Raw genomic sequence first — 22,522 nt, 5'->3', positions numbered from 1 at the left:
TAATTAAAAAGAAAAAATTAAACCTTGGGCTTATAACAACGTCATAAGTAGAACCCCTTAAAAAATAACCGATGAAAAGGAGAGATTTTTTAACCAAGACGATGCTGGCCTCGGGTGCTTTTATGCTCCCTGCTTTTCTGAAACCGTTTGATGCCCTGGCAATGAATGATATTACCGGGCATAAAAACCTCGTGGTGATACAGCTCTCCGGCGGCAATGACGGGCTGAACACCATTATCCCTTACTGTAGCGATATTTATTACCAGAAGCGTAAGAATATAGGCATCAAAGTGCCTGATCTGATTACGCTGAACGATATGCAGGGCTTAAACCCTAACCTTGCCGCGCTGAAGGAGATCTATGACCAGGGCTGGATGACCATTATTAATTCGGTGGGCTACCCAAATCCCGACAGGTCGCATTTCAGATCGATGGATATCTGGCAAACCGGCAGCGACTCTAACCAGTTTTTAACCACCGGCTGGATAGGCCGCTACCTGGATGCAAATCGCCAGAACTTAAAAAACCCTTATACGGCCATGGAGGTTGATGATACGCTTTCATTAGCTATGAAGGGCGAATACATGAAAGGTATTGCGGTATCAGACCCTAACAAGCTATACCAAACTACCCGCGAGCCATTTTTTAAAGACATTGTACGCGACCACGAAGCGCAGCACCTGAGCGAAGAGAACTTAGGCTATCTGTATAAAACGATGATAGAAACCTACTCATCGGCAGATTATATCCAAAATACATCTAAAACCTATAACGTAACGGCACAGTATCCGGCTACGGGTATTGGTAACCAGTTGAAGAACGTATCTAAGTTCATTAATTCGGGCCTGGAGACCAGAGTTTACTATGTATCCTTAGGCGGATTTGATACCCACGCCGGTCAGCAAGGGCAGCAGGGTAGGGTTTTGAAGACTTATGCCGATGCCGTTGCTGCTTTTGTAAAAGACCTTAAGCAAACCGGCAAACTGGATGATACACTGATTATGACCTTCTCTGAATTTGGCCGCCGCGTAGAAGAGAATGCCAGCGCCGGTACCGATCATGGTACTGCCAGTAACGTAATGTTGTTTGGCGGCAAACTACAAAAGCCCGGCATCTTCAACGATGCTCCCGATTTAAGCGACCTCGAAAACGGCGACTTAAAATACAAAGTAGATTTCCGTGATATTTACGCCACCATACTGGATAAATGGCTGGATGTAAACAATAGTGCGGTTTTAAGTAAAGGATTTGTGGGGTTGGGATTGGTATAGAAAATGAAAAAGCCGTCATTGAGTTACAAAGCAATCTCGTAGCTATGCAGATCATATAATGAATAAGACGAGATTGCCACGCTATCGCTCGCAATGACAAAATATGGTTTCTTTTTTCTTGATTCTACCTTAAGCAGTATTTCGCAATAAAACCATCAGCCTTATCACTTCCAATATTGCGGATGAAATTCCAATCTTCGCAGGCGCCGTCTTTATCGCCTTGCTTTAGCTTTTTGCTGGCTTGGTCTAATACATCGGCAATAAAATCATCATTATAGCCTAATTGCTTTTTGAGGATAATTATTTGAGCCTCTTTGGTGGTATCGGCTGCACCTGTGTATTTATTTTTATAATAATTGGTGACTGCATTTTGCAATTCCTGGCGCGATTGATAATTGGCTATAGCTGCAGCAATACCGGCACTGGTGGCATTGGTACAACGTGCATTATCGGGCACAAAGCGGATAGGTAGAACGATATTGCTGTTTGTATTATAGTCAGGAGGGAGCTGCCATTTGCCGGATGTCATTTTCATAACCCGGATTGCCTCATCATCGAGGTCAATACCCGGGCCGTCCAACACTACGGCATCTTTAACGTTTCCTACACTATCCAGCCTGAATTTTACTTTAATTATCGCCGAGATACAGTTTTGGCGTGCGTATTCGGGGTAAACAATATGATCGGTTAAATAACGGTCTAACGCAGCTGCGCCTCCTTTAAAGCCGGGTTGTGCATTAGCTTTAAACGCAGTTAGAATAATAAATGCAAGTAATATGAGTGAGCCTGAACGCATTATAACCGGGTTATATAATTATAACGCTTTCAGGCTATAATAGTTGCAGCGGGAATCTGTAAAATAATATCAGGATCGGGGATGTTGGCCTGCAAAGTTTCTTGCTCCGAAAACTTACCCACGCCGGGATAGTCGCCGCTCATGCCCTCAAGGTCAAACATCAGCTGGAAATGCAGGTGCGGTGGCCAGCTACCGTTTTCGTCGGCATGGCCCAGTTCGGCTATCTTTTGCCCGGATTCTATTACGTGGCCAACTTTTAGCCTGGTTAAACTTTGGCGGCTCAAATGCCCGTATAGCGTATAAAGCGTTAAGCCATCCAGATCATGCTCTAAAATAACGGTCGGGCCGTAATCGCCAAAATGGTGATTGTCCTGAAAGCTATGTATTTTACCTGCCAGCGGAGCATAAATGGATGTACCGGCCGGTCCCCATATATCTACCCCTAAATGCAGGCGGCGGGGTTCGTCATAAGTGTCGAACAGGGCACTGCGCTGGTAAATGGTACGATGCTCCATATAGCCGCCTATACCAAAGCGGCAATTGTGTTGCTGTAGTTGTGCGTTTATCCAATGGCCAAATTTATTGGTATCGGTAACGTCGGCCAGATTGAGTTGCGTATTAGATGCTGTAAAATTGAGCTGGAAGAAACGATCTGCAACCGGATTATATTCCACAACCTTGCTTACAGCACCGGGGTGCCCGCTAATATAGCTGCGTAGTTGCAGATGCCTGTCCATCGGTAATTATTCGCCCTCTTCTGTATCCGGTTGGCGATCTTCTTTGCTGATCTTGTCGAAAATTTTATCCATACGTTCTACGTACTCGCTGGTGTCATCGATAAAAAATTCGAGCTGAGGTACTATCCGGGCATTATCTTTAATCCGGGCACCTAACTTATAACGGATCTCTGAGGCATGCTGCTTAACGGTAGCAAGCGACAGTTGCGAATTAGCATTGTTGAAAAAGCTCAAAAACACACGGGCAATAGCCAAATCTGGTGTAACGCGTACTTTGGTAATGGTAACCAAGGTGTTGGGTAAATAATTCATACCCTCGCGCTGAAATATAGCGGCCAGATCTTCTTGTATAATTCCGGCAAATTTTTGCTGACGTTTTGATTCCATGTTGTTTTAGGTTAAAGGAAAAGGGGGGTCAAAGGAGAAAGGAAACAATAACGATCAAGATTTTACCTTTATCCTTTCATCTTAAAACCTTTCGCCTTAATTACACATATCCTGTGGTATTTCTTTAGTTATCTTAATTAGTTTTTTTACAACAAGGGTACTATCATATTCAGACCCCATGCCTTCTTTACCCGATTTTATCTTTACGCCCTGTAGTTCTACATATACTGGTACGTAAGGCTTTTCGATATTCATTTGTGAGTATTGTAGCTCTAATTTAGCCGATTCGTCTGTAACCCAGTATTCGCGGCCGTTATCACAATCTTTAAATGATTTGGCATCGGGGCCAAAACTATAGATGCCTTTATAAACTGTTTCATTGCCATTGCCCTGCTTATTACCGCACGAGCAAATGAAAATGATAACAACCAGTGTAAAATATTTGATCAGCCTTAACTGCATGCCGCAAATTTATAAATCCTGTTTAAATTCATTTAATCCTTTAACACTTAACCGGGCGCTAATGCCTGATGCTATTACGGCAATGCCGCTAACGGTTAAAAAAACCAATATAAAATCGGTTATTTTAAAGGCAACCGGGTAAGCGTTTATAACTGTTAAACCGCCACCCATACTTATAAAGCCATATTTTTGCTGTAGCAGCCCGAAAATTAATCCGGCTAGCATACCGCCCATACAACCTGCCAGGGAAATCATCATCCCTTCGTAAAAAAATATGCCCTGTATTAATTGAGGCTTGGCACCAAGGCTGTTTAAAATAGCAATATCTTTTTTCTTATCTATTACCAGCATGGTTAACGACCCTATTATATTAAAGATAGCAATAACCAGCACAAAGCTTAGTATTAAAAACACAGCCCATTTCTCTGAGTGCAGGAGCTTATACAGTAACGTATTTTGTTCGTAGCGGTTTTTAATAGTATAGTTATCGGTGCCAATTTTATCTTTAACGTCTTTTTGCACCGCATTAATATCTGTACCCGGCTTAAAATTAAGTTCGACTGCCGAAACCTGTGTGGGCTGATCGAGCAGGTTGCGCATGAAGCTAAGCGGTACAATAACCATGTCGTCAAAATCCTGTTGAACGGTAAATATCCCGGCAGGGTAAACATAGCGCACCGTAAACTCATCGGCTGGGTTAATACTGTTAACAGATGCCTTGCGGCTTGGCGAGTACACCTGTATTGGGCTTAATATATCGCTCACGTTAACACCCAGGCTGCCTTGTATAGTAGCGCCTATTACCGCAGTTGGCTGGCCATGGAAATCGAGGGAGAAAGAGCCTTTAATAATGGTGCTATCCAGGCGAGGATTCTTCAAAAAGGCGTTGCTAACGCCTTTCATAGTGGCAATTACCTGCCGGTCGTTATAACGCAACAGGGCGCGCTCCTGCAGTACTTCGGTATATGATAACAGCTTAGGGTTATTGTGCAAGCTTTTAAAGCCTGCACTGTTATCATCAAATGTTTTACCCAGTTTGGGTTCTATCTTTAGTTCGGCAGTAAAGTTGTCATATAGCGATAAGATCACGGTTTCTAACCCATTAAAAACCGACAAGATAAGGATAAGCGCGGCGCTGCCAATAAACACCCCCAGCATAGATATGCCCGAAATGATATTAATGGCGTGCATCTTCTTAACAGAAAAAAGATACCGTTTGGCTATGTATATCGAGGTGTTCAAGTTGTGTTGTCAGTTGTCTGTTATCAGTTGTCAGATCTGTTTACTTAATGAATTGTAATACTTGATAAAGCCGGCAGACTAAAAGAACGGATTATTTTCTTTCTCATATCCAATAGTTGTTTCGTGGCCGTGGCCCGGGTATACGGTACAATCGTCGGGCAGGGTAAAAAGTTTTTCTTCAATGTTTTTAATCAGTTGTTGGTGGTTGCCTCCTGGCAAGTCGGTGCGGCCTACGCTGTTGCGAAACAATACATCTCCGCCGATAACCAGGTTAGCAGCCTTGTCATAAAAACACAAATGAGCCGGGGAGTGGCCGGGTGCAAAAATCAGTTCGAGCGTGGTATTGCCGAATTTAATCTCGCCGGTTTCTGGCAGGTAAGTATCGGGCTTTGGTGAAAGCTCATACCTGATGCCCGACTGCTGTGCCCAAGCCGGCATAGCATCCATTACAAACTCCTCGCCTTTGTGAAACTGCGGTTTAAGGCCGTATTGATCGAACACAAATTTATTACCGAGAATATGATCGATATGGCAGTGCGTATTTAGCAGCAATACCGGCTTAAGGTTATTATCCTTAATAAAGTTTACTACCACATTTTGCTCGGCACCGGTATCCATGCCCGGATCAATGATTGCGCATTCGCCGGTTTCATCGTAAAGCAGGTAGGTGTTTTCCTGGTATGGGTTATTGGTAAATGATTTTACTGTAGACATGAGACTATTTCGGATTTCGGATGTTCGATTTCGGATTTGGTCAAATTTACAATTCTAATTTGCATTCTCGAGACAGTATCTCCGCTGTATATAAAATCCGAAATCGAACATCCGAAATCCGATATCACTTCCCCTTCCACTTAAAACTCTTAATCATCACATCCACATCTTTCTTCACAAAATCCAAAACGGGTTGTATCGAATCGAGGCGTGGTTCTGAGTTGAAATATAACGCACCGCGCAGGTAGTTTTGTGTGCTATCTGTTAAGTAAAACTGGGCCGATGATGCCGCATTGCCATCAATAGTGTAATAAATGCCATAAACCTTGCGGTCGGGAAAGCGGATTATACCTTCATCTATAGATGTTGCTTTTACGGTATGTTTAAATGCAAAGGTGCGGGCATCCTCTACCAGCTCATTAAATACCTTTTTTGAGGTAACCGGCTGGTAGCTTAAGTGCAGGGTGCCTTTAAAATCGGGGAACTGCATATTGAGCCAGCAAGGCTTGGCACCGCGCGAAAGATCGGGCTCCAGCTTGGCATACTTAGGATAGGTGAAGCTAATGGGGCATCCGCCTGTATATTCCTGGTATTCTTTTTTAGGGAACTTAATGCGATAAAAGCCGCGCGGCTTGGGCGAATAATCATGATTGCTGCCGCAGGCGGTTATAAACAGCACAGCAACACAAAGCAGTTTAATGCCTACGGATGCAGTGCTTTTGAATTCCATATTTCCCATGATTTTTCTGCCTGCAATACTAACATTTCATATCCGTTTTTTATGGCTGCTCCCTGGTCTATTCCATTTTTTAAAAATTTGGTAACAGGCGGGTTGTAAATGAGGTCGTACATTAAATGTTCGTGGCCTATATGTTGGTAAGGTATGGGCGGGCAAGCATCCACATCGGGGCTGGTACCTACCGGGGTAGTATTAATAATTAGCTTGTGCGAAGCTACTTGTTCGGCAGTAAGGTCTTCATATAGTACACAGCCGGGCGTTGGTTTGCGCACCACGGTTAAAAACGGGATGTCGTTTTTGCGCAATACAAACTTAACAGCTTTGGCAGCGCCGCCATCGCCCAAAATCATCGCCCTTTTATGGGCCGATGTTAGTAAGGGTTTCAATGAAGTTTCAAAGCCGTAAGCATCGGTGTTAAAGCCTTCTAATAAAAAGTTTTTATCAATAATGCCCAGTTCGCCGGTTAAGGCAGCTGCTACCGGGCTTTCTTCGGCTATGCGGATACAGTTTACGGCACCTATTTCTTTGGCTTCAACGCTGGTCCAGTCTAAAAATTTAATAACATCTACCTTGTGGGGTATGGTCACATTCAGTCCGCATAAATGGGGGTATTTATTAAGCAGGGCATCAAAATCATTTAATGATTTCAACGGATGCACTTCGTATTTAACATCTTCAATGCCTTCTTTGGCAAATTTGTCTGTAAAAAACTGCTGCGAGAACGAGTGCGAAAGCGGGTAACCAATAATCCCGTATGTTTTCATATAACCAATACTTTTAAGCCTAACCTTATAAAGTGTAAATATAGTTATTGATTTTAACGGAACACGAATTTCGCTGATGATACGAATAATACAGACTTCTTATGTTTGAGAAATCCATATTACCCGTAGTATTTAATGTGACTATTATTGGTTTAGGAAATGATCGAAAGTATCGCTTCTGATGCCCAGGCGTAGTGTTTCCAATGGGATAACATCATTTGTGGCAATGTTACCCAAGTTTACGTTAGCACCTAATAATTTGATGAACCAAACCTGCTGCGCTTTTTGTGGGGCTTCCCAGATAATAGTATCCTGTGGTATTTTGGTCAATATCTCATCAACCAGTCCCTGGCGTACTTCGCCCGAATCGCGGTAGATACCTACGTTGCCGCTTTCACGTGCTTCGGCAATTACCTTCCAGGAGCCGGCCTGTAATTCTGCTTCCATCAGTTGGATCCATTTATAGGGCGCAAAGATTTTAGTCACGTCCTTAGAGCCTACTTCAGAGATCACGGTCACCTGTTTCTTCAGCTTGGTGATGTATTCACACTTTTCATCGTGTGGTATGGTTATAGATCCATCTGATACTTCACAATGCTCCATTTTATAACGATCCAGCGTGCGGCAAAAATCATCATACTGCCCGCGAATAATAAAAGCCTCGAACAGGGTGCCACCAAAATAAACGGGGATACCTGCATCGCGGTACAGCTTTAGCTTTTCATCGAGGTTTGGGGTAACAAACGATGTAGCCCAGCCTAGTTTAACAATGTCGGTATGGGCACCGCTTACTTCAATAAAATCTTCAACCTGGCGTAAGCTAAGCCCTTTATCCATCATCATGGTCATTCCGCTGCTCCGTGGTTTCGCTGTTCGTTCGGGTAAGTTATTTAAATGGTAATTCATTGTTAAATTAATGTGTTATAAGCTATAACTAAAAGTACTAACGGCGCAAAGGTCATAAAAAAAACCAAACCTTAAAATAGGTTTGGTTTTTTAATAAAGCCATGACAATTATTTCATGTACCGGGCTATGATATCTACGATGATTTTATTTTTTTGCAGCTGTGGCAAATAATCAAACAAAATGTAATGCTTCTCCGGGTCGGATGTTAAGGCTATTTCCAATTGGGCAAGCGCTTCATTATATTCGCCTTTGGCAAACAGGTAGGCTACCATGCGGTAGTATAGCTCTGCAGCTTCGGGGTTGTTCTTTATCGCTTGCGACATAACCTCTATAGCATCAACCAAACGCTCTTGCTCATACAGGATAGATGAATAATCTAACCAAGCATCCACATCAAGCGGGTTCATCTCCACTACTTTTTCGTAAGCCTCTTCGGCTTTATCCATGTGGCCAAGCTTGTATTCGGCATCGGCAATGGCAAACCAGTAGTCGGGGTTAAGGGCATCAATGTCCAGCGCTTTTTTGTAAAAGTGGAGGGCTTCAAAATAGCGCTCTTCAAAATCGAGGGTTACACCAATACCAAACCAGGCATCAGCCAGTTTAGGGTCAAGCCTAACCGATTTTTTATAGAAAGAGCGGGCTTCGTCCATCTGTTCCAGCTTTTCGTAGCATTCGCCAATGGCGCAATAGGTGTCGCCGTTGGGCTGCTCGTACTCAAAAGTCTGGCGGTATACTTCAATAGCTTCGGCAAATTTTTCGAGATTAACCAAGGCATTACCCTTGTTAAAGTAGGCCGATGCAAAGCTGTCTTTAATTAATATCGCATAGTCGTACGCGTCTATCGCTTTTTCAAACAAACTTAACTTGGTATAAGCGTTGCCCAGGTTATACCAGGCTGCGTAGCTGTATGGTTCGTTATCAATATACTGCATGTAAAACTGCACGCTCTCCTGCTGGTTGTCCATTACGTCATAGCAAAAAGCCAGCTCGTAAAGGGCATCCTGGTTTTCCATGTTATGTTGCAGGCAGCGTTTCAGGTAGGTTATGGCGCTTCCATAATCGCCCATGTTTTGGTAAACGTAGGCAATATGCAAAAGGATATCATCCTTCTCTTCGGCCATATCCAGGGCCTTTTCGTAATTTTCCAGTGCTTCAGAAAAACGCTCCATGTTTTCATAAAGGTTACCCCTGATGATGTAGATATCAGCTTCAGAAGCTTCCAGCATTTCTGCTTTGTCAAGCGCACTAAATGCTTCGCTCATGCGGTTGGTTACTACCAACAGTTGTGCCTGTTTAATTAAAAAGATAGCCGCGAAGGGGTGCTGGTTGCGGGCGTATTCTACTACCTGTAAAGCCTTTGCCGGATCGTTCTTCTCTATATAATAATCAATAATGTTTTCAAAAGCCTGTGCATCGAAAAAGTACTGATCTTGGTTGCGGATCATTTCCTCGTATCTCTCAACGGAAAACTTAGGATCCTCGGTAAAACCGAATTCAAATTCTTCTTCCATCCGATAGGTTTTAATACTAAGACTGGTAATATCAGCAAAAGTGACATCTGATTTCACTTTTCGTCAATTAAATTACAATTATAAGACCCTATTAAAACAATTTAGTTTTCAACATATAAACGTTTTTAACATACTTTTTTTCTAAGTAGTTGATATTAAGCTTCTATTTTATTGCGTTAATAACATTTAAATCATCTGGATATAGGATGCCTGTACCAGATGTTTACCTTTGGAGAAAAATATGGTTATGGTTGATATTGCAGCTGTTCTTAGTCATTTTAATATAAACGCAGTAAACCCTGCTTTTAGTACCGGTGCCGCTTGCGGCAGTAGTGAAGGGGCTTTTGTGAAGCAGATCATATCGCCGGTAGACGGTAAAGTGATAGCGGCCGTTAACATGGCCACCGCTGCAGATTATGAAAGTGTTGCCGATAAAGCAACAGAAGCCTTTAAGCAATGGCGCACGCTGCCTGCGCCAAAACGGGGCGAAATTGTACGGCAGATAGGCCAGGCCCTGCGTGAAAATAAAGATCAGTTGGGTAAGCTGGTATCGTACGAAATGGGCAAAAGTTTGCAGGAAGGCTGGGGCGAAGTGCAGGAAATGATCGATATATGCGATTTTGCGGTAGGCTTAAGCCGTCAGCTTTATGGCAACACCATGGCATCCGAGCGGGCTAATCACCGTATGTACGACCAATATCACCCGCTGGGTGTGGTTGGCATTATCTCGGCTTTTAACTTCCCGGTTGCGGTTTGGAGCTGGAATGCCATGCTGGCCTGGGTTTGCGGTAATACCTGCATCTGGAAACCATCAGAAAAAACACCTTTAACAGCCATTGCCTGCCAGTACATTATACAACAGGTTTTTGCAAAAAATAATATAGCCGAAGGGGTATCATGCCTGGTAATTGGCGACCGTGTTATCGGCGAGCAAATGGCAGCCGATCCGCGGATAGCGCTGGTATCTGCAACCGGGTCTACCCGAATGGGTAAAGCCGTGGCGGTAACTGTTGCGCAGCGCCTGGGCAAATATTTGCTGGAGCTGGGAGGCAACAATGCCGTAATCATCAGTAAAGATGCCAATATGGAAATTGCCCTGGTTGGTGCCGTGTTTGGTGCAGTAGGCACTGCCGGGCAGCGTTGTACTACTACACGCCGCTTAATTATCCACGAGAGTATTTATGAAGCATTTAAACAGAAACTGGTGAATGCCTATGCGCAGATTCGTATCGGTAACCCGTTGGACGAAAATAACCACATGGGGCCGTTGATAGATCAGGATGCGGTTAAAGCTTACTTAACAGCCATCGAAGCCTGCAAATCGCAAGGCGGCAAGTTTATTGTTAAAGGGGGCGTGTTACAAGGCGATGCCTATGCATCCGGCTGTTATGTAAAACCATGTATTGCCGAGGTAGAAAACCACTACGCCATTGTACAGCACGAAACCTTTGCACCGATATTATACCTTGTAAAATATAATACCATTGATGAGGCCGTTGCCCTGCAAAACGGTGTGCCACAGGGGCTGTCATCATCTATTATTACGAATAATTTACGCGAGGCTGAACAATTTTTGTCTTTTGCAGGTTCTGACTGCGGTATAGCCAATGTTAACATTGGTACATCGGGTGCCGAAATTGGCGGTGCCTTTGGTGGAGAAAAAGAAACAGGCGGAGGGCGCGAGTCGGGCTCTGATGCCTGGAAAACTTATATGCGCCGCCAAACCAATACCATTAACTACTCTGCCGATTTACCATTGGCCCAGGGAATAAAATTTGATCTGTAGACCCATATATTGTTGTTATTTAATGAAGTACTTTTTTAAGCCTGTTGCCGGTTCTGTTATTTGTTTAAGCCTTTTAAGCTATTTTACCGCCGGTGCACAAAGCCGGGTTGCCGATGCCCGTATCCCCGCAAACTGGTTTGCGCTTGATGTTAAAGCCGATGGTTATTATGGCATTAGCCTTAATCAGGCCTATCAGTTTTTGAAAGGTAAAAAAAGCAAAACGGTTGTGGTTTCTACCATAGATAGCGGCATTGATACCGCCCAGAAAGATCTTTCACCGGTTTTGTGGACCAACGTGAAAGAGAAAAAAGGGAATGGTAAAGATGACGACAAAAATGGCTTTATTGATGATATACACGGCTGGAATTTTATAGCCGCTGCAAATGGTAAATGCGATTGCAAGGAAACATCTGAAGAAGTACGCGAATACGAACGTTTAAAACCGAAGTATCTTGCTGCAACAGCGGCAACGGCTACAGATAAAAAAGAATATACTTATTGGTTGCTCGTGAAGCACCTGCGCGATTCGACCGTGAATAAAGCGGATGCTGAATTAAAGCAGCTTACCCCGATTATGAGTGCCCTGGTTGAAACCAGCGGAATTGTGAAGCGGGCGTTAAAATTAAAGGCCAATGAAAGTTTTACGCTAGCCGATCTTAAACGGATTAAAGCGGTTAATGATACCCTGAAGGATGTTAAGTTTTTATGGACTACCTCACTATCTACCGCAGGTGATAATACCAATAACGTAAAAATATTAAAAGACTATGCTGACTATATAGCCAAGCTTAATAATGACGTAAACCCCGATCTGGATATGCGCAAGCGTACTGTGGGCGACAACCCGGATATATTGAAGGATAAGCCTTATGGTAGTAATATATTGAAGCTGGATCAGTCTTTCCATGGTACTATGGTGGCCGGGTTTATTGGCGCAGTGCGCGATAATGGCTATGGCATTAATGGCGTGGCAGATAACGTACGGATTATGTCTGTAGTGGCATCGCCGGATGGTGACGAGTATGATAAGGATGTAGCCAATGCCATTTATTACGCTGTGGATAATGGTGCGAAGATCATTAACATGAGCTTTGGTAAAAAGCTGTCGCCGCATAAAAACTGGGTTGATGATGCCTTTAAATATGCCGCTGCTCATGATGTGCTGCTGGTGCTGGCATCTGGTAATGATAGCCAGAATGTAGACGATGTGCAGGATTTTCCTAATGATACTTTCGAAGATGGATCGGCTACCGATGCTGATAATGTAATTAACGTAGGTGCATCGGGCATGAAAGCCGATGAGGCGCTTGCTGCTGATTTTAGTAATTATGGTAAAAAAAACGTGGATGTTTTTGCGCCCGGTGTAATGGTTACTTCGGTAACGGTAAATGCAGAAACCGAAACAGAAGATGGCACCAGCTTTTCATCGCCCATTACAGCCGGTGTTGCTGCCCTGGTGTTAGAATACTATCCCGACCTGAGCGCCCGCCAGCTAAAGCAGGTGATTATGGAATCGGCACACCCTTTAAAAGGCATCATGGTTAACAAGCCCGGTACTAAGGACCAGGTTGATTTTACCACCCTTAGTAAAAGCGGCGGTATTGTAAACGCCTATGAAGCCGTACTGATAGCCTCGAAAATGAAGGGCGAAAGAAAATAAATTACAGGAATTAAATATCATTTAGAGACGCAGTGTATACCTGTGTCTCTTTTTTTTGTTTAAATGAAATGTGCTGGTATGTAATTTTTACAACACAATACCAACATCCAACCGCTATTACCTAAATTGTGCTTGATATGAAAAAAGCACTTACTCTCTTTATACTTGGTACTTTAATCAGCAGCCAATTACTGGCCCAAACGCCACCCGCACTTAAATTTATTAAAGACGAAGACCTTAAGAAAGATATTTATGAACTGGCAGGCGATGCCTTTCGCGGCCGCAGGGCAGGTACGCTTGATGAGATGCGGGCAGCTGCCTGGGTAGCCCAAAAAGCACAAGAGGCTGGGCTTAAACCTGCCGGTGATGATGGTACTTATTTTCAGTTCTATAATATTCATCGTACGCGGGTATCAAACCGTAGTGCCATATCCATCAATAACCAACCGGTTGAACTCTGGAAACAAATTTGGCCAACGCAGCCATTAGAAACCCACCTGGATGCCCCGGTGCTATGGCTTAAAAGCATGGCTGATACTACCGCCGACCTGAAAGGTAAGGTAGTAGCACTTAATATTATTGCTCCACAGCCATTGCCGGCAGCCGGGATGAGCTTGTGGGGATTTAGATACACTTCACTTGCCATCAGGCAGCAAACGGCAGTATTGCGCCGGCAGGGTGTTACTGCTATAATATTTGTGGCAGATCCTACGGTAGAAGGTTCAATTGCATTTATAGGCCATAATTACCAGGAGGGTTTATACCAGGTAGATGGTATTACCATTAATACAGCCGCCAAAGTGCAGCCGCTGCCGGTAATGGTGGTAGCAGCGCAGCTGGCAGGTGCCTTGCAGCAAAGTGGTGCGCATATCAAATCTGATGTGAGTATCGATAGCTTCCAGTATCCATCTGTTAATGTGGTGGCCCAGGCAGGCGGAACCGACCCGCAGTTAAGTAAGGAATATGTATTGTTCAGCGGCCATCATGACCATGACGGCATTGGCCCCGCGGTAGATCGCGATTCGATCTGGAACGGTGCAGATGATAACGCTTCGGTAACTGTTGGCATGCTGGCTATTGGCAGGGCCTGGGTTGCCAAGCCAGGTAAGCGATCGGCCTTGTTTGTGTGGCATGGTGCCGAAGAGCGTGGTTTGCTGGGTTCGCGCTGGTATGCGGCACACCCAACGGTAAATAAGCAGGCTATTGTAGCCGTGCTGAACGCCGATATGATTGGCCGTAATTCTATTGATTCGGCGGCATTACTGGGAAGCATCCCCCCACATAAAAACTCAACCGCTTTACTTGATATGGCTATGAAAGCCAACGAACAGCTTACCCACTTTAAGGTAGATTTCTCATGGGACGATGCCAAACATCCCGAAGGCTGGTATTTTAGAAGCGACCATTTACCTTATGCACAGGCGGGGATTCCGGCGCTGTTTTTTACCTCGTTGCTACACCCGGATTATCATACCCCAAAGGACGAACCTGCGGGTATTAACATTGCTAAGCTGGCCAAAATGACCCGGTGGATGTACGCTACAGGGTGGTTGGTTTCGCAAACGGTAGCACGGCCTGCTTTAGATGCTAAATAAATACCAAGTGAAATCGGTAATATAAAAGATAAGATATTGGGTAATGGGCTATAACTTTTAGAAATCCGTTTCCGTAGAAATGGCTGGGTAAAACCCCAAAGTAAGATTGGAAGTAAAAATTGCCGACGAGGAAGCTGTGTGTGAGTCCCGGATAAAATCGGTTATAAAATAAAAAGCCCCCCAGTCTTGCACCGGGGGACTTTCAACCTAAACCTTATCACAATTAAACCGGTAAGATTACCAGTTCGATCTATATAATACAATTACTGTACCAAAGTAAATGTGTCTGCATAACACTTTCTTTTTATGGCAAACGCCCCCTGTATGGTACAGGAGGCGTCTTCAAATAATTTGCTTACAATGTGATGGTAGAATTTTATACACAAACTGTTTACAAAGTTATACACTCGTGTATACATTTCTCTAACATTGGCTTTAAAACTGTTTGGCTGTACGCTGCTTGCGCAGGTACGCATCCAGAAAAAACAAGCCAAACACCACATCAAAAAATATAAATGCTTTTAACACCGGTGCACTGCTTAATAAATTTTTAGCAGGCGGTAAGTTTACTGGTAGTTTCACTTGCGGTAAGCTAAAATTAGCGGTGGCTGTGCTGCCGGCATTCCAGTTAATGGTAAACAATGCATACGCAGTAATAGCTACAATAATAAATGCAAACACGCCAAACAAGCCGCGGATTAAGTTTTTATTAATAGCTGCTTTAAGGGGAACCATAGCTTCTTCGGCACGTATGGCTTCCATTACCCGGTAGGTAAAGGCCATAGGCGGCTCTTCCAGCTCAATGTTGCTAAACTCGAGGTTAAGGGCCAGTAATTCCTCATACTGGCGACGGTAAACCTCGTCGGTTTCAATAAGCATACTAATGGCCTGCTGCTCATCGGGCGTGCAGGTGCCATCAATATAGTTCCAAAGGTTTTCTTCTATGCTGTTCATATCAGTTCTTTAGCTTCATGTTTTAACAGCTTTTCTAATTTCTCTTTCAAACGCTGCCTGGCCCTAAATAGTTTAACTTTAACGGTATTGGCCTCCATACCTAAAGCTGCGGCAATTTCTTCGAGCGACTGTTCCCCACTGTAAAACAGGGTGATGATGGTTGCATCATCGGGCAGTAGCTGCGATATAGCCTGGTTAACATAAAACGACTGTGACTGTTTTTCGGCAAGGTTATTTTCAAAGCTACCATGCTGATTTTCAATTTGAAGGTACACATTTTCATCATCTATAGATGAGGTGTCTAACCGCTTTTTACGCAAAAATGTCATTGCCGTTGTATACACAATGCTATAAAGCCAGGTGCTAAACTTTGATTGCTGCTGAAAACTCGATAGCGACCGGTATGCTTTAATAAAGCAATCCTGCGCTATTTCTTCGGCATCTTCGCGGCTTTTTGCAAAACGCATGGCCAGCGTAAAAACAAAACGCTGGTGGCGTTTTACAAGGTCGGCATAAGCCGCCTGGTTACCGCCAAGTGTTTGTTCAATCAATTCAATATCCGAAAGCTTGCTCTGCATTGTATATGTGAACTCTGACGCTTGCTTTTATATCCAGGTTACAGGTGAATATTTATTTTTTACGTTGGTTATTTTAAGTTGTTTCTGGCGGCACTTATATATGCGTATTAGTTAATATACTATTTGTACCCGCAAGTGCCTTCTAGAATATTTTATGAAGATAAGCTTATATCTATAGTTATAAAATAAGCATTATAAATTAGGTGGAGTTTGATAAGCGGTTTCTTTGTAGATAAACTATGCAAGGTTTTGGTTCCTGTCTCTCGATTCTTGGTTCTATAAAAGGCGTTGCCTCCGGTCCGGGCTCCGTTAAGTCCTCGCTCCGCTCCGGGCTTTTCGCTTCTATCTAACTCTGGTTGCACGAAGCGGTCTTGGCTCCTGTTTCTTGGCTCTTGTCTCTATTTTAAAAAAAATGTGTAACAGGGTGTAACCTGTTTAAAAAGCGTGTGGTCATAGACTACAAATACGCCGATAGCGGAGTATGAAACAAACAAAAATTAATAACCTTTAAAATATAAATGCAATGGATGGTCCAGAAATATTAATCCCGATACTAGTGCCAACAGTAATGGCTTTAACAGTCTTTGGTATAGTTTATTTGTACAAACGCGAACGCATGGCCATGATAGAGCGTGGCATGGACCCTCGCCGGTACAAGGCTCAGTCGGCCCCTTTTCAAAATCTTAAGTGGGGTTTACTTTTAATTGGCTCCGGTTTAGGTTTGTTTATAGCGTACGTTTTAGACCGTACTGCTTTTGCAAACGACAATGATAACGAAGCCATTTATTTTTCCCTCATCGCCATATTTGGCGGCCTGGGCTTGTTTGCCTCTTACCTGATAGAGAAAAAAGAGACAACAAATCAGAAAGAAGATTATAAAATAGAAGAATAAAAGTTTTCAAGTTGTGTGTGTTGAAAGCCTTCCGCTTATTGCCGGGAGGCTTTTTGGTTGGAGAGACGTTGCAAACGCCGGGAAGTATTAAACACGCGTTGCAAACGCGCGCAAGAATAATTACTTTGGAGCATGTCAATATTTACCCCGGAACAGCTACAGGAAGCACACAAAAGAAGCATCTTTCACCAGCAAGAAATTTTAAGTAGTTCTATTTGTGGATGCTTTTATTGCTTAAGTAACTTTGCTCCAAATGAAATTGTGGAATGGGTTGATTCAGAGGATCCAAGAGGCATGACTGCACTTTGTCCAAAATGCGCCATTGATTCCGTAATTGGTTCATCGTCGGGTTTTCCAGTTGATGATAAGGAACTTCTAAATAGAATGCGGAAATTCTACTTTTAAATTATGCATCGTATATTTACTCAGCCTTAAACCCGGGTGAAGCGGATACCGGCCCGTGGTTAATGCCTGTGCAGTATGAGTGCAACACGGGGCTGCCGCAGTAGATGGGCAATAGCATTGATTTACATATTAATAAATACCGGCGCAAAATGTCAATAGCCGCTATGTACGGCAAATGGCGTAGTCATTCAGTCATCTTAAGTCCTTAATCCTTATTCTTTCGTCCCGCTTCCTCACTCTAAAAGCTGCTCAAAAAACTATTCCTAAAAAACGTTTTCGCTTTATTGAAAAAAACCCTACATTTGCGGGCTAATTATCGCTCATTGAAATCGTTAAAAACATATTCAATCCCTTTTACAGGCCTTAAGCTTGGGAAGCATCTTTTTGAGTATGCTATAACAGATGCTTTTTTCGAAGAGCTCGAATATTCGCTGGTAAAAAAAGCCGACCTTTTATGTAAGGTTGAGTTGGATAAGCAAGAAACAATGCTGATCCTTAATTTTGATATCGCCGGCACTATCGGGCTTAATTGTGATAAGTGTTTATCGCAATATCCGCAGCAAGTGGCCATCCACGAGCGGCAGATAGCCAAATTTGGCGAAGAAGAAATAGACGAGGATGAGGAGATCATCACCCTGAAGAAAAACGATTTTGAAATAAACGTTGCAGGGTTAATATATGAATATGTAACCGTTTCTGTGCCGTTTTTTGCACGGTGCAGCGACGAGGGGAATACCCCATATTGTGATAAAGAAATGCTCGGGCAGTTTAATAAATTTGCATCGGGCGATAGTGAAACAAATAATGAGCAGCATGACCCACGGTGGGATGCACTCAAAAAATTTAAATGATCATAAAATAACGTTATGGCACATCCGAAACGGAAAATTTCGAAATCAAGAAGAGATAAGCGCAGAACGCATTACAAAGCAGTAGCTCCAAGTTTAACTACATGTCAAACTACCGGTGCTGTGCACTTACCACACAGAGCTTATACTGTTGATGGTAACATTTACTACAACGGTAAACTTCTTGTTGAAAAAACTGCTGCAGCTTAAGTTTAATTTTCCGGAATGAAGATTGGCTTGGATATTATGGGCGGTGATTACGCTCCCAAAGCAACCGTTTTAGGGGCAATTGAAGCTTGTAAAGTATTATCAGCAGACCATCAAATTGTACTTATTGGTGACAAGCCAACAGCGTTAGCGCTGCTGGAAGAGCATGGCTTCGATGCGGATAGATTTGAGTTTGTGCATACCACGGAAGTGATAGGCATGGGCGAACATCCAACCAAAGCCATCGTGCAAAAACCAGACTCGAGCATAAGCGTAGGCTTTAAAATGCTTAAGGATGGGCAAATTGATGCATTTTCATCGGCCGGGAACACAGGCGCCATGCTTGTGGGTTCTGTATTCAGCGTAAAAAGTATTCCGGGCGTTATTCGCCCTGCTATGGCATCCATTGTACCCAAACTGAAAGGCGGTTTGGGTATTTTGTTGGATGTAGGCGCCAATGCCGATTGCAAGCCGGATACACTGGTGCAATTTGGCGTATTGGGTAGTATTTATGCAGAACTTATTTACAAATATAAATCTCCGCGCGTTGCCCTTGTTAACATTGGCGAAGAAGAAGAGAAGGGCAACATGCTTGCCCTGGCTACCTATCCTTTAATGAAGGAAAGTAAGCTGTTTAATTTTGTGGGTAATGTAGAAGGCCGTGATTTATTTGGTGATAATGCAGATGTAATTGTTGCTGATGGTTTTACGGGTAATGTAATATTAAAAATGGCCGAATCCTTTTATGTGATTACCATGAAAAAGGGTTTAAGGGATGAGTTTTTTGATCGCTTTAACTACGAGCAATATGGCGGCAGCCCAATACTGGGTGTTAATGCCCCTGTTGTGGTTGGGCACGGTATCTCAAACCCCAAGGCTATTAAAAACATGGTACTTTTATCAAAAGATATGGTGGAGAGTGGTTTGGTTGAAAAAATAAGACAAGCTTTCCAGTAACAAGATATTTTAATATAAAATGCAAAAAATATACGCTGCTATTACAGCTGTAAATGGTTATGTACCCGAATACGTACTTACTAACCAGGAGCTGGAAGCAATGGTTGATACCAATGACGAATGGATTACCAGCCGTACAGGTATCAAAGAACGCCGTATTTTAAAAGGCGAAGGCCTGGCAACTTCTGACCTTGCCGTACCGGCTGTAAATGGCCTGCTCGAAAAACGGGGTATCCGCGCCGAAGAAATTGAACTCATTATATTTTGTACCACCACACCCGATATGCCTTTCCCGGCTACGGCAAATATCTTAGCAGATAAAATAGGCGCTACAAATGCCTGGGGGTATGATTTAAATGCGGCTTGCTCTGGCTTTTTGTTTGGCCTGGCAACCGGCGCTTCATTTATTGAAAGCGGCAGGTACAAAAAGGTACTTGTAGTGGGCGGCGACAAAATGTCGTCGATAGTTAACTATAAAGACCGCGCAACCTGTATTATTTTTGGCGATGGCTGTGGCTGCGCCCTGCTTGAGCCTAATGAAGAAGGTTTGGGTATACAAGATTCTGTTTTAAAGAGCGAAGGCTCGGGCCGCAACTTTCTGAACATGAAAGCCGGCGGGTCATTAAAACCTGCAAGCCACGCTACGGTTGATGCTGATGAGCACTATGCTTACCAGGAAGGCCGTACAGTATTTAAATTTGCTGTAACCAACATGTCTGACGTGGCTGCAGAAATTATGGAACGCAACAACCTTGTTGCTGATGACATTGCCTGGCTGGTGCCTCACCAGGCTAACAAACGCATTATTGATGCTACCGCAAACCGTATGGGCATTAGTGCCGATAAGGTAATAATTAACATAGAACGTTTTGGTAATACCACTAACGGTACCATACCATTATGTTTGTGGGAATGGGAAAACAAGTTTAAAAAAGGCGATAATTTAGTTTTAGCTGCCTTTGGCGGCGGGTTTACATGGGGTTCTATGTATATCAAATGGGCTTATTAATTTTAGCCCGACTTTTTTTCGTTTAATTTGTTATAACTTAGATATTTAATCTTTTATCCAAAATCAATTTTTTACTTAAGCATGGATATTAAACAAATTCAGGATTTGATTCGCTTTGTTGCCAAAGCTGGCGTAAGCGAAGTCTCTATTGAGCAAGAAGAATTTAAGATCACAATAAAAACGCAACAGGCCCCTACCTTTGTTAATGCTACTATCCCTGCATTACCAACCGCAGCGGCGCCGGCCCCAGTGGCCACTGTTGTTGAGCATACTACCGCACCGGCCGAAGCGCCTGCTGCTGCAGATGTGTCCAAATATATTACTATCAAATCGCCAATGATCGGTACTTTTTACCGCTCATCAACACCAGAAAAACCATCGTTAGTAAACGTAGGCGACGAAATTAAAGTCGGTTCTGTATTATGCATTATCGAAGCTATGAAACTATTTAACGAAATAGAATCTGAAGTTTCGGGCCGTATAGTAAAAGTACTGGTAGAAAACTCTTCGCCTGTAGAATACGACCAGCCGTTGTATTTGGTAGAACCTATGTAATTAATTTGTTAATGAGGTGATTTGACAATTTGTTAATGAGCCTTGTTAAACAGATAGTCAGTAATTGACAGATTAATAAAAACACTTATTTGTCAATCAATTAATTAATTTGCCCAATTGTTGATCGCCATCATTGACAAATTAGCTAATTGACAAATCAACAAATTAACAACATGTTTAAAAAAATATTAATAGCTAACCGAGGTGAAATTGCCCTGCGTATTATACGTACCTGCAAGGAGATGGGCATCAAAACCGTAGCTGTATATTCAACCGCCGACCGTGATAGCCTCCATGTGCGTTTCGCAGATGAGGCCGTATGTATCGGCCCGCCGGCCAGCCGCGATTCTTACTTAAATATCCCCAATATTATATCAGCCGCAGAGGTAACCAATGCCGATGCGATACACCCTGGTTACGGTTTCTTGTCAGAGAATGCTAAGTTTTCTGCCATTTGTGCCGAGTACGGTATTAAATTTATTGGTGCAACTGCAGATCAGATTAACGCCATGGGCGACAAGGCATCTGCCAAGGCAACCATGAAGAAAGCTGGTGTACCCACTATCCCGGGTTCAGAAGGCTTGCTTTCCAGCGTTAAAGATGGTATTACCATTGCTAATAAAATAGGCTATCCTATTATATTAAAAGCTACTGCCGGTGGTGGTGGGCGTGGTATGCGTGTGGTTTGGAATGATATGGAGTTTGAACCCGCCTGGGATTCTGCACGTGCCGAATCTGGCGCAGCCTTTGGTAACGACGGTTTATACTTAGAGAAATTTGTAGAAGATCCGCGCCACATCGAAATACAGGTAGTGGGCGATCAATACGGTAAAGTTTGCCATTTATCTGAGCGCGATTGCTCTATCCAGCGCCGCCACCAGAAATTGGTTGAGGAAGCTCCTTCGCCGTTTATGACCGAGAAGCTGCGTAAAAAAATGGGTGAAGCTGCTGTTAAAGGAGCTAAAGCTGTAAAATACGAAGGTGCCGGTACAGTAGAGTTTTTGGTGGATAAGCACCGCAACTTCTACTTCATGGAAATGAACACCCGGATCCAGGTAGAGCACCCGGTAACCGAAGAGGTGATCAACTTCGACCTGATTAAAGAACAAATTAAGGTTGCAGCAGGGATTCCAATTTCGGGAAAAAACTACGAACCAACCATGCACGCTATCGAGTGCCGTATTAATGCCGAAGATCCTGCCAATAATTTCCGCCCTTCACCGGGTAAAATTACCAATTTCCACTCACCGGGTGGCCACGGGGTAAGGGTTGATACGCATGTTTACACCGGTTACGTAATCCCGCCGAATTATGATTCGATGATTGCCAAACTGATATGTGTGGCACAAACCCGAGAAGAAGCATTAAATACAATGGAACGCGCACTTTCCGAATTTGTGATAGAAGGGGTAAAAACAACCATACCTTTTCACCTGCAATTACTGCAAGACCCTAATTTTAGGGCGGGTAATTTCACCACAAAATTTATGGAAACATTTGAGTACGCTGAGTAACCTTTTTCCGTATATAGATTTATATTACAAAT

The 22,522-nt window shown here is 43.3% G+C and carries 24 protein-coding genes; 12 read left to right on the top strand and 12 right to left on the bottom strand.

The window, feature by feature from the left end:
• Window positions 1-71: 71 nt before the first annotated feature.
• Entirely contained in the window at window positions 72-1,271 is a 1,200-nt protein-coding gene (locus RG47T_RS21045; protein ID WP_074491443.1) for a DUF1501 domain-containing protein, read from the top strand.
• Window positions 1,272-1,395: 124 nt separating this feature from the next.
• Here the strand turns inward: RG47T_RS21045 and RG47T_RS21040 are convergent, their stop codons facing one another.
• The 10 genes from RG47T_RS21040 to RG47T_RS20995 all read right to left on the bottom strand — a co-directional run bounded on the left by RG47T_RS21040 (window position 1,396) and on the right by RG47T_RS20995 (window position 9,530).
• A complete protein-coding gene (locus RG47T_RS21040) occupies window positions 1,396-2,067 on the bottom strand; it encodes a TonB family protein (protein ID WP_074491442.1) in 672 nt (223 codons plus the stop codon).
• A gap of 29 nt (window positions 2,068-2,096) precedes the next feature.
• Complete coding sequence (locus tag RG47T_RS21035) at window positions 2,097-2,804, bottom strand: peptidoglycan DD-metalloendopeptidase family protein (protein ID WP_074491440.1); 708 nt, start codon at window positions 2,802-2,804, stop codon at window positions 2,097-2,099.
• 6 nt (window positions 2,805-2,810) lie between these two features.
• On the bottom strand, window positions 2,811-3,191 hold the full coding sequence (gene rbfA / locus RG47T_RS21030; RefSeq protein WP_074491438.1) for a 30S ribosome-binding factor RbfA: 381 nt from the start codon (window positions 3,189-3,191) through the stop codon (window positions 2,811-2,813).
• A 96-nt stretch (window positions 3,192-3,287) separates the two neighbouring features.
• On the bottom strand, window positions 3,288-3,653 hold the full coding sequence (locus tag RG47T_RS21025; RefSeq protein WP_074491436.1) for a hypothetical protein: 366 nt from the start codon (window positions 3,651-3,653) through the stop codon (window positions 3,288-3,290).
• Between the two features lie 9 nt (window positions 3,654-3,662).
• On the bottom strand, window positions 3,663-4,895 hold the full coding sequence (locus tag RG47T_RS21020; RefSeq protein WP_074491434.1) for an ABC transporter permease: 1,233 nt from the start codon (window positions 4,893-4,895) through the stop codon (window positions 3,663-3,665).
• A gap of 78 nt (window positions 4,896-4,973) precedes the next feature.
• A complete protein-coding gene (locus tag RG47T_RS21015) occupies window positions 4,974-5,609 on the bottom strand; it encodes an MBL fold metallo-hydrolase (RefSeq protein WP_074491433.1) in 636 nt (211 codons plus the stop codon).
• A 124-nt stretch (window positions 5,610-5,733) separates the two neighbouring features.
• On the bottom strand, window positions 5,734-6,339 hold the full coding sequence (gene gldD, locus RG47T_RS21010; RefSeq protein WP_074491431.1) for a gliding motility lipoprotein GldD: 606 nt from the start codon (window positions 6,337-6,339) through the stop codon (window positions 5,734-5,736).
• On the bottom strand, window positions 6,312-7,112 hold the full coding sequence (locus tag RG47T_RS21005; protein WP_074491430.1) for a shikimate dehydrogenase family protein: 801 nt from the start codon (window positions 7,110-7,112) through the stop codon (window positions 6,312-6,314). The genes gldD and RG47T_RS21005 overlap by 28 nt, the downstream gene beginning before the upstream one ends.
• Window positions 7,113-7,256: 144 nt before the next feature.
• Window positions 7,257-8,018 (bottom strand): phosphosulfolactate synthase, encoded by a 762-nt coding sequence (locus tag RG47T_RS21000; protein WP_074491428.1) that lies wholly within the window; start codon window positions 8,016-8,018, stop codon window positions 7,257-7,259.
• Between the two features lie 108 nt (window positions 8,019-8,126).
• Window positions 8,127-9,530: a tetratricopeptide repeat protein gene (locus RG47T_RS20995; RefSeq protein WP_074491427.1), complete on the bottom strand. Its 1,404-nt coding sequence runs from the start codon at window positions 9,528-9,530 to the stop codon at window positions 8,127-8,129.
• A 241-nt stretch (window positions 9,531-9,771) separates the two neighbouring features.
• Between RG47T_RS20995 and amaB the strand changes: the two genes are divergently transcribed.
• From amaB to RG47T_RS20980, 3 genes are all read left to right on the top strand, one after another.
• On the top strand, window positions 9,772-11,316 hold the full coding sequence (amaB, locus tag RG47T_RS20990; RefSeq protein ID WP_074491425.1) for an L-piperidine-6-carboxylate dehydrogenase: 1,545 nt from the start codon (window positions 9,772-9,774) through the stop codon (window positions 11,314-11,316).
• A gap of 22 nt (window positions 11,317-11,338) precedes the next feature.
• Entirely contained in the window at window positions 11,339-12,976 is a 1,638-nt protein-coding gene (locus RG47T_RS20985) for a S8 family serine peptidase (protein WP_074491423.1), read from the top strand.
• Between the two features lie 137 nt (window positions 12,977-13,113).
• Window positions 13,114-14,571: a M28 family metallopeptidase gene (locus RG47T_RS20980; RefSeq protein WP_074491422.1), complete on the top strand. Its 1,458-nt coding sequence runs from the start codon at window positions 13,114-13,116 to the stop codon at window positions 14,569-14,571.
• Between the two features lie 435 nt (window positions 14,572-15,006).
• Here RG47T_RS20980 and RG47T_RS20975 read toward each other — a convergent pair whose 3' ends face one another.
• Both RG47T_RS20975 and RG47T_RS20970 read right to left on the bottom strand, forming a co-directional pair.
• On the bottom strand, window positions 15,007-15,525 hold the full coding sequence (locus RG47T_RS20975; RefSeq protein ID WP_074491420.1) for an anti-sigma factor family protein: 519 nt from the start codon (window positions 15,523-15,525) through the stop codon (window positions 15,007-15,009).
• The gene (locus tag RG47T_RS20970) at window positions 15,522-16,103 is read right to left on the bottom strand and encodes an RNA polymerase sigma factor (RefSeq protein ID WP_074491418.1); all 582 of its coding nucleotides are present in this window, start codon (window positions 16,101-16,103) and stop codon (window positions 15,522-15,524) included. Before RG47T_RS20970 ends, RG47T_RS20975 begins: the two co-directional genes overlap by 4 nt.
• A 523-nt stretch (window positions 16,104-16,626) precedes the next feature.
• Here RG47T_RS20970 and RG47T_RS20965 point away from each other — a divergent pair.
• The 8 genes from RG47T_RS20965 to accC all read left to right on the top strand — a co-directional run bounded on the left by RG47T_RS20965 (window position 16,627) and on the right by accC (window position 22,490).
• A complete protein-coding gene (locus RG47T_RS20965) occupies window positions 16,627-16,995 on the top strand; it encodes a DUF6249 domain-containing protein (RefSeq protein ID WP_245770845.1) in 369 nt (122 codons plus the stop codon).
• 132 nt (window positions 16,996-17,127) lie between these two features.
• On the top strand, window positions 17,128-17,400 hold the full coding sequence (locus tag RG47T_RS20960) for a hypothetical protein (protein WP_074491416.1): 273 nt from the start codon (window positions 17,128-17,130) through the stop codon (window positions 17,398-17,400).
• 284 nt (window positions 17,401-17,684) lie between these two features.
• Window positions 17,685-18,251 (top strand): YceD family protein, encoded by a 567-nt coding sequence (locus RG47T_RS20955; protein ID WP_245770844.1) that lies wholly within the window; start codon window positions 17,685-17,687, stop codon window positions 18,249-18,251.
• 15 nt (window positions 18,252-18,266) lie between these two features.
• Window positions 18,267-18,458, top strand: coding sequence for a 50S ribosomal protein L32 (gene rpmF / locus RG47T_RS20950; protein WP_074491413.1), 192 nt, complete (start codon window positions 18,267-18,269; stop codon window positions 18,456-18,458).
• A 15-nt stretch (window positions 18,459-18,473) separates the two neighbouring features.
• A complete protein-coding gene (gene plsX, locus RG47T_RS20945; protein WP_074491411.1) occupies window positions 18,474-19,412 on the top strand; it encodes a phosphate acyltransferase PlsX in 939 nt (312 codons plus the stop codon).
• Between the two features lie 19 nt (window positions 19,413-19,431).
• Entirely contained in the window at window positions 19,432-20,421 is a 990-nt protein-coding gene (locus tag RG47T_RS20940) for a beta-ketoacyl-ACP synthase III (protein ID WP_074491409.1), read from the top strand.
• An 81-nt stretch (window positions 20,422-20,502) separates the two neighbouring features.
• Entirely contained in the window at window positions 20,503-20,976 is a 474-nt protein-coding gene (gene accB, locus RG47T_RS20935) for an acetyl-CoA carboxylase biotin carboxyl carrier protein (RefSeq protein ID WP_074491407.1), read from the top strand.
• A 173-nt stretch (window positions 20,977-21,149) separates the two neighbouring features.
• Window positions 21,150-22,490, top strand: a complete 1,341-nt coding sequence (gene accC, locus RG47T_RS20930) for an acetyl-CoA carboxylase biotin carboxylase subunit (RefSeq protein WP_074491406.1) — start codon at window positions 21,150-21,152, stop codon at window positions 22,488-22,490.
• Window positions 22,491-22,522: the final 32 nt, after the last annotated feature.

This window comes from Mucilaginibacter polytrichastri (assembly GCF_001911425.1).
GTDB classification, from domain to species: Bacteria; Bacteroidota; Bacteroidia; order Sphingobacteriales; family Sphingobacteriaceae; genus Mucilaginibacter; species Mucilaginibacter polytrichastri.
This window is presented reverse-complemented; position numbering and strand designations above follow the sequence as displayed.

What these genes read in the sequence shown, in the direction of transcription:
- amaB (WP_074491425.1), top strand. Translation starts at nt 9,772, where the DNA reads ATGGTTATGGTTGATATTGCAGCTGTTCTTAGTCATTTTAATATAAAC.
- RG47T_RS20995 (WP_074491427.1), bottom strand. Translation starts at nt 9,530, where the DNA reads ATGGAAGAAGAATTTGAATTCGGTTTTACCGAGGATCCTAAGTTTTCC.
- RG47T_RS20960 (WP_074491416.1), top strand. Translation starts at nt 17,128, where the DNA reads ATGTCAATATTTACCCCGGAACAGCTACAGGAAGCACACAAAAGAAGC.
- RG47T_RS21025 (WP_074491436.1), bottom strand. Translation starts at nt 3,653, where the DNA reads ATGCAGTTAAGGCTGATCAAATATTTTACACTGGTTGTTATCATTTTC.
- RG47T_RS21015 (WP_074491433.1), bottom strand. Translation starts at nt 5,609, where the DNA reads ATGTCTACAGTAAAATCATTTACCAATAACCCATACCAGGAAAACACC.
- RG47T_RS21005 (WP_074491430.1), bottom strand. Translation starts at nt 7,112, where the DNA reads ATGAAAACATACGGGATTATTGGTTACCCGCTTTCGCACTCGTTCTCG.
- RG47T_RS20965 (WP_245770845.1), top strand. Translation starts at nt 16,627, where the DNA reads ATGGATGGTCCAGAAATATTAATCCCGATACTAGTGCCAACAGTAATG.
- RG47T_RS21045 (WP_074491443.1), top strand. Translation starts at nt 72, where the DNA reads ATGAAAAGGAGAGATTTTTTAACCAAGACGATGCTGGCCTCGGGTGCT.
- accB (WP_074491407.1), top strand. Translation starts at nt 20,503, where the DNA reads ATGGATATTAAACAAATTCAGGATTTGATTCGCTTTGTTGCCAAAGCT.
- accC (WP_074491406.1), top strand. Translation starts at nt 21,150, where the DNA reads ATGTTTAAAAAAATATTAATAGCTAACCGAGGTGAAATTGCCCTGCGT.
- rbfA (WP_074491438.1), bottom strand. Translation starts at nt 3,191, where the DNA reads ATGGAATCAAAACGTCAGCAAAAATTTGCCGGAATTATACAAGAAGAT.
- RG47T_RS21040 (WP_074491442.1), bottom strand. Translation starts at nt 2,067, where the DNA reads ATGCGTTCAGGCTCACTCATATTACTTGCATTTATTATTCTAACTGCG.
- RG47T_RS21000 (WP_074491428.1), bottom strand. Translation starts at nt 8,018, where the DNA reads ATGAATTACCATTTAAATAACTTACCCGAACGAACAGCGAAACCACGG.
- plsX (WP_074491411.1), top strand. Translation starts at nt 18,474, where the DNA reads ATGAAGATTGGCTTGGATATTATGGGCGGTGATTACGCTCCCAAAGCA.
- RG47T_RS20970 (WP_074491418.1), bottom strand. Translation starts at nt 16,103, where the DNA reads ATGCAGAGCAAGCTTTCGGATATTGAATTGATTGAACAAACACTTGGC.
- RG47T_RS20980 (WP_074491422.1), top strand. Translation starts at nt 13,114, where the DNA reads ATGAAAAAAGCACTTACTCTCTTTATACTTGGTACTTTAATCAGCAGC.
- rpmF (WP_074491413.1), top strand. Translation starts at nt 18,267, where the DNA reads ATGGCACATCCGAAACGGAAAATTTCGAAATCAAGAAGAGATAAGCGC.
- RG47T_RS20975 (WP_074491420.1), bottom strand. Translation starts at nt 15,525, where the DNA reads ATGAACAGCATAGAAGAAAACCTTTGGAACTATATTGATGGCACCTGC.
- RG47T_RS21035 (WP_074491440.1), bottom strand. Translation starts at nt 2,804, where the DNA reads ATGGACAGGCATCTGCAACTACGCAGCTATATTAGCGGGCACCCCGGT.
- RG47T_RS20940 (WP_074491409.1), top strand. Translation starts at nt 19,432, where the DNA reads ATGCAAAAAATATACGCTGCTATTACAGCTGTAAATGGTTATGTACCC.
- RG47T_RS20985 (WP_074491423.1), top strand. Translation starts at nt 11,339, where the DNA reads ATGAAGTACTTTTTTAAGCCTGTTGCCGGTTCTGTTATTTGTTTAAGC.
- gldD (WP_074491431.1), bottom strand. Translation starts at nt 6,339, where the DNA reads ATGGAATTCAAAAGCACTGCATCCGTAGGCATTAAACTGCTTTGTGTT.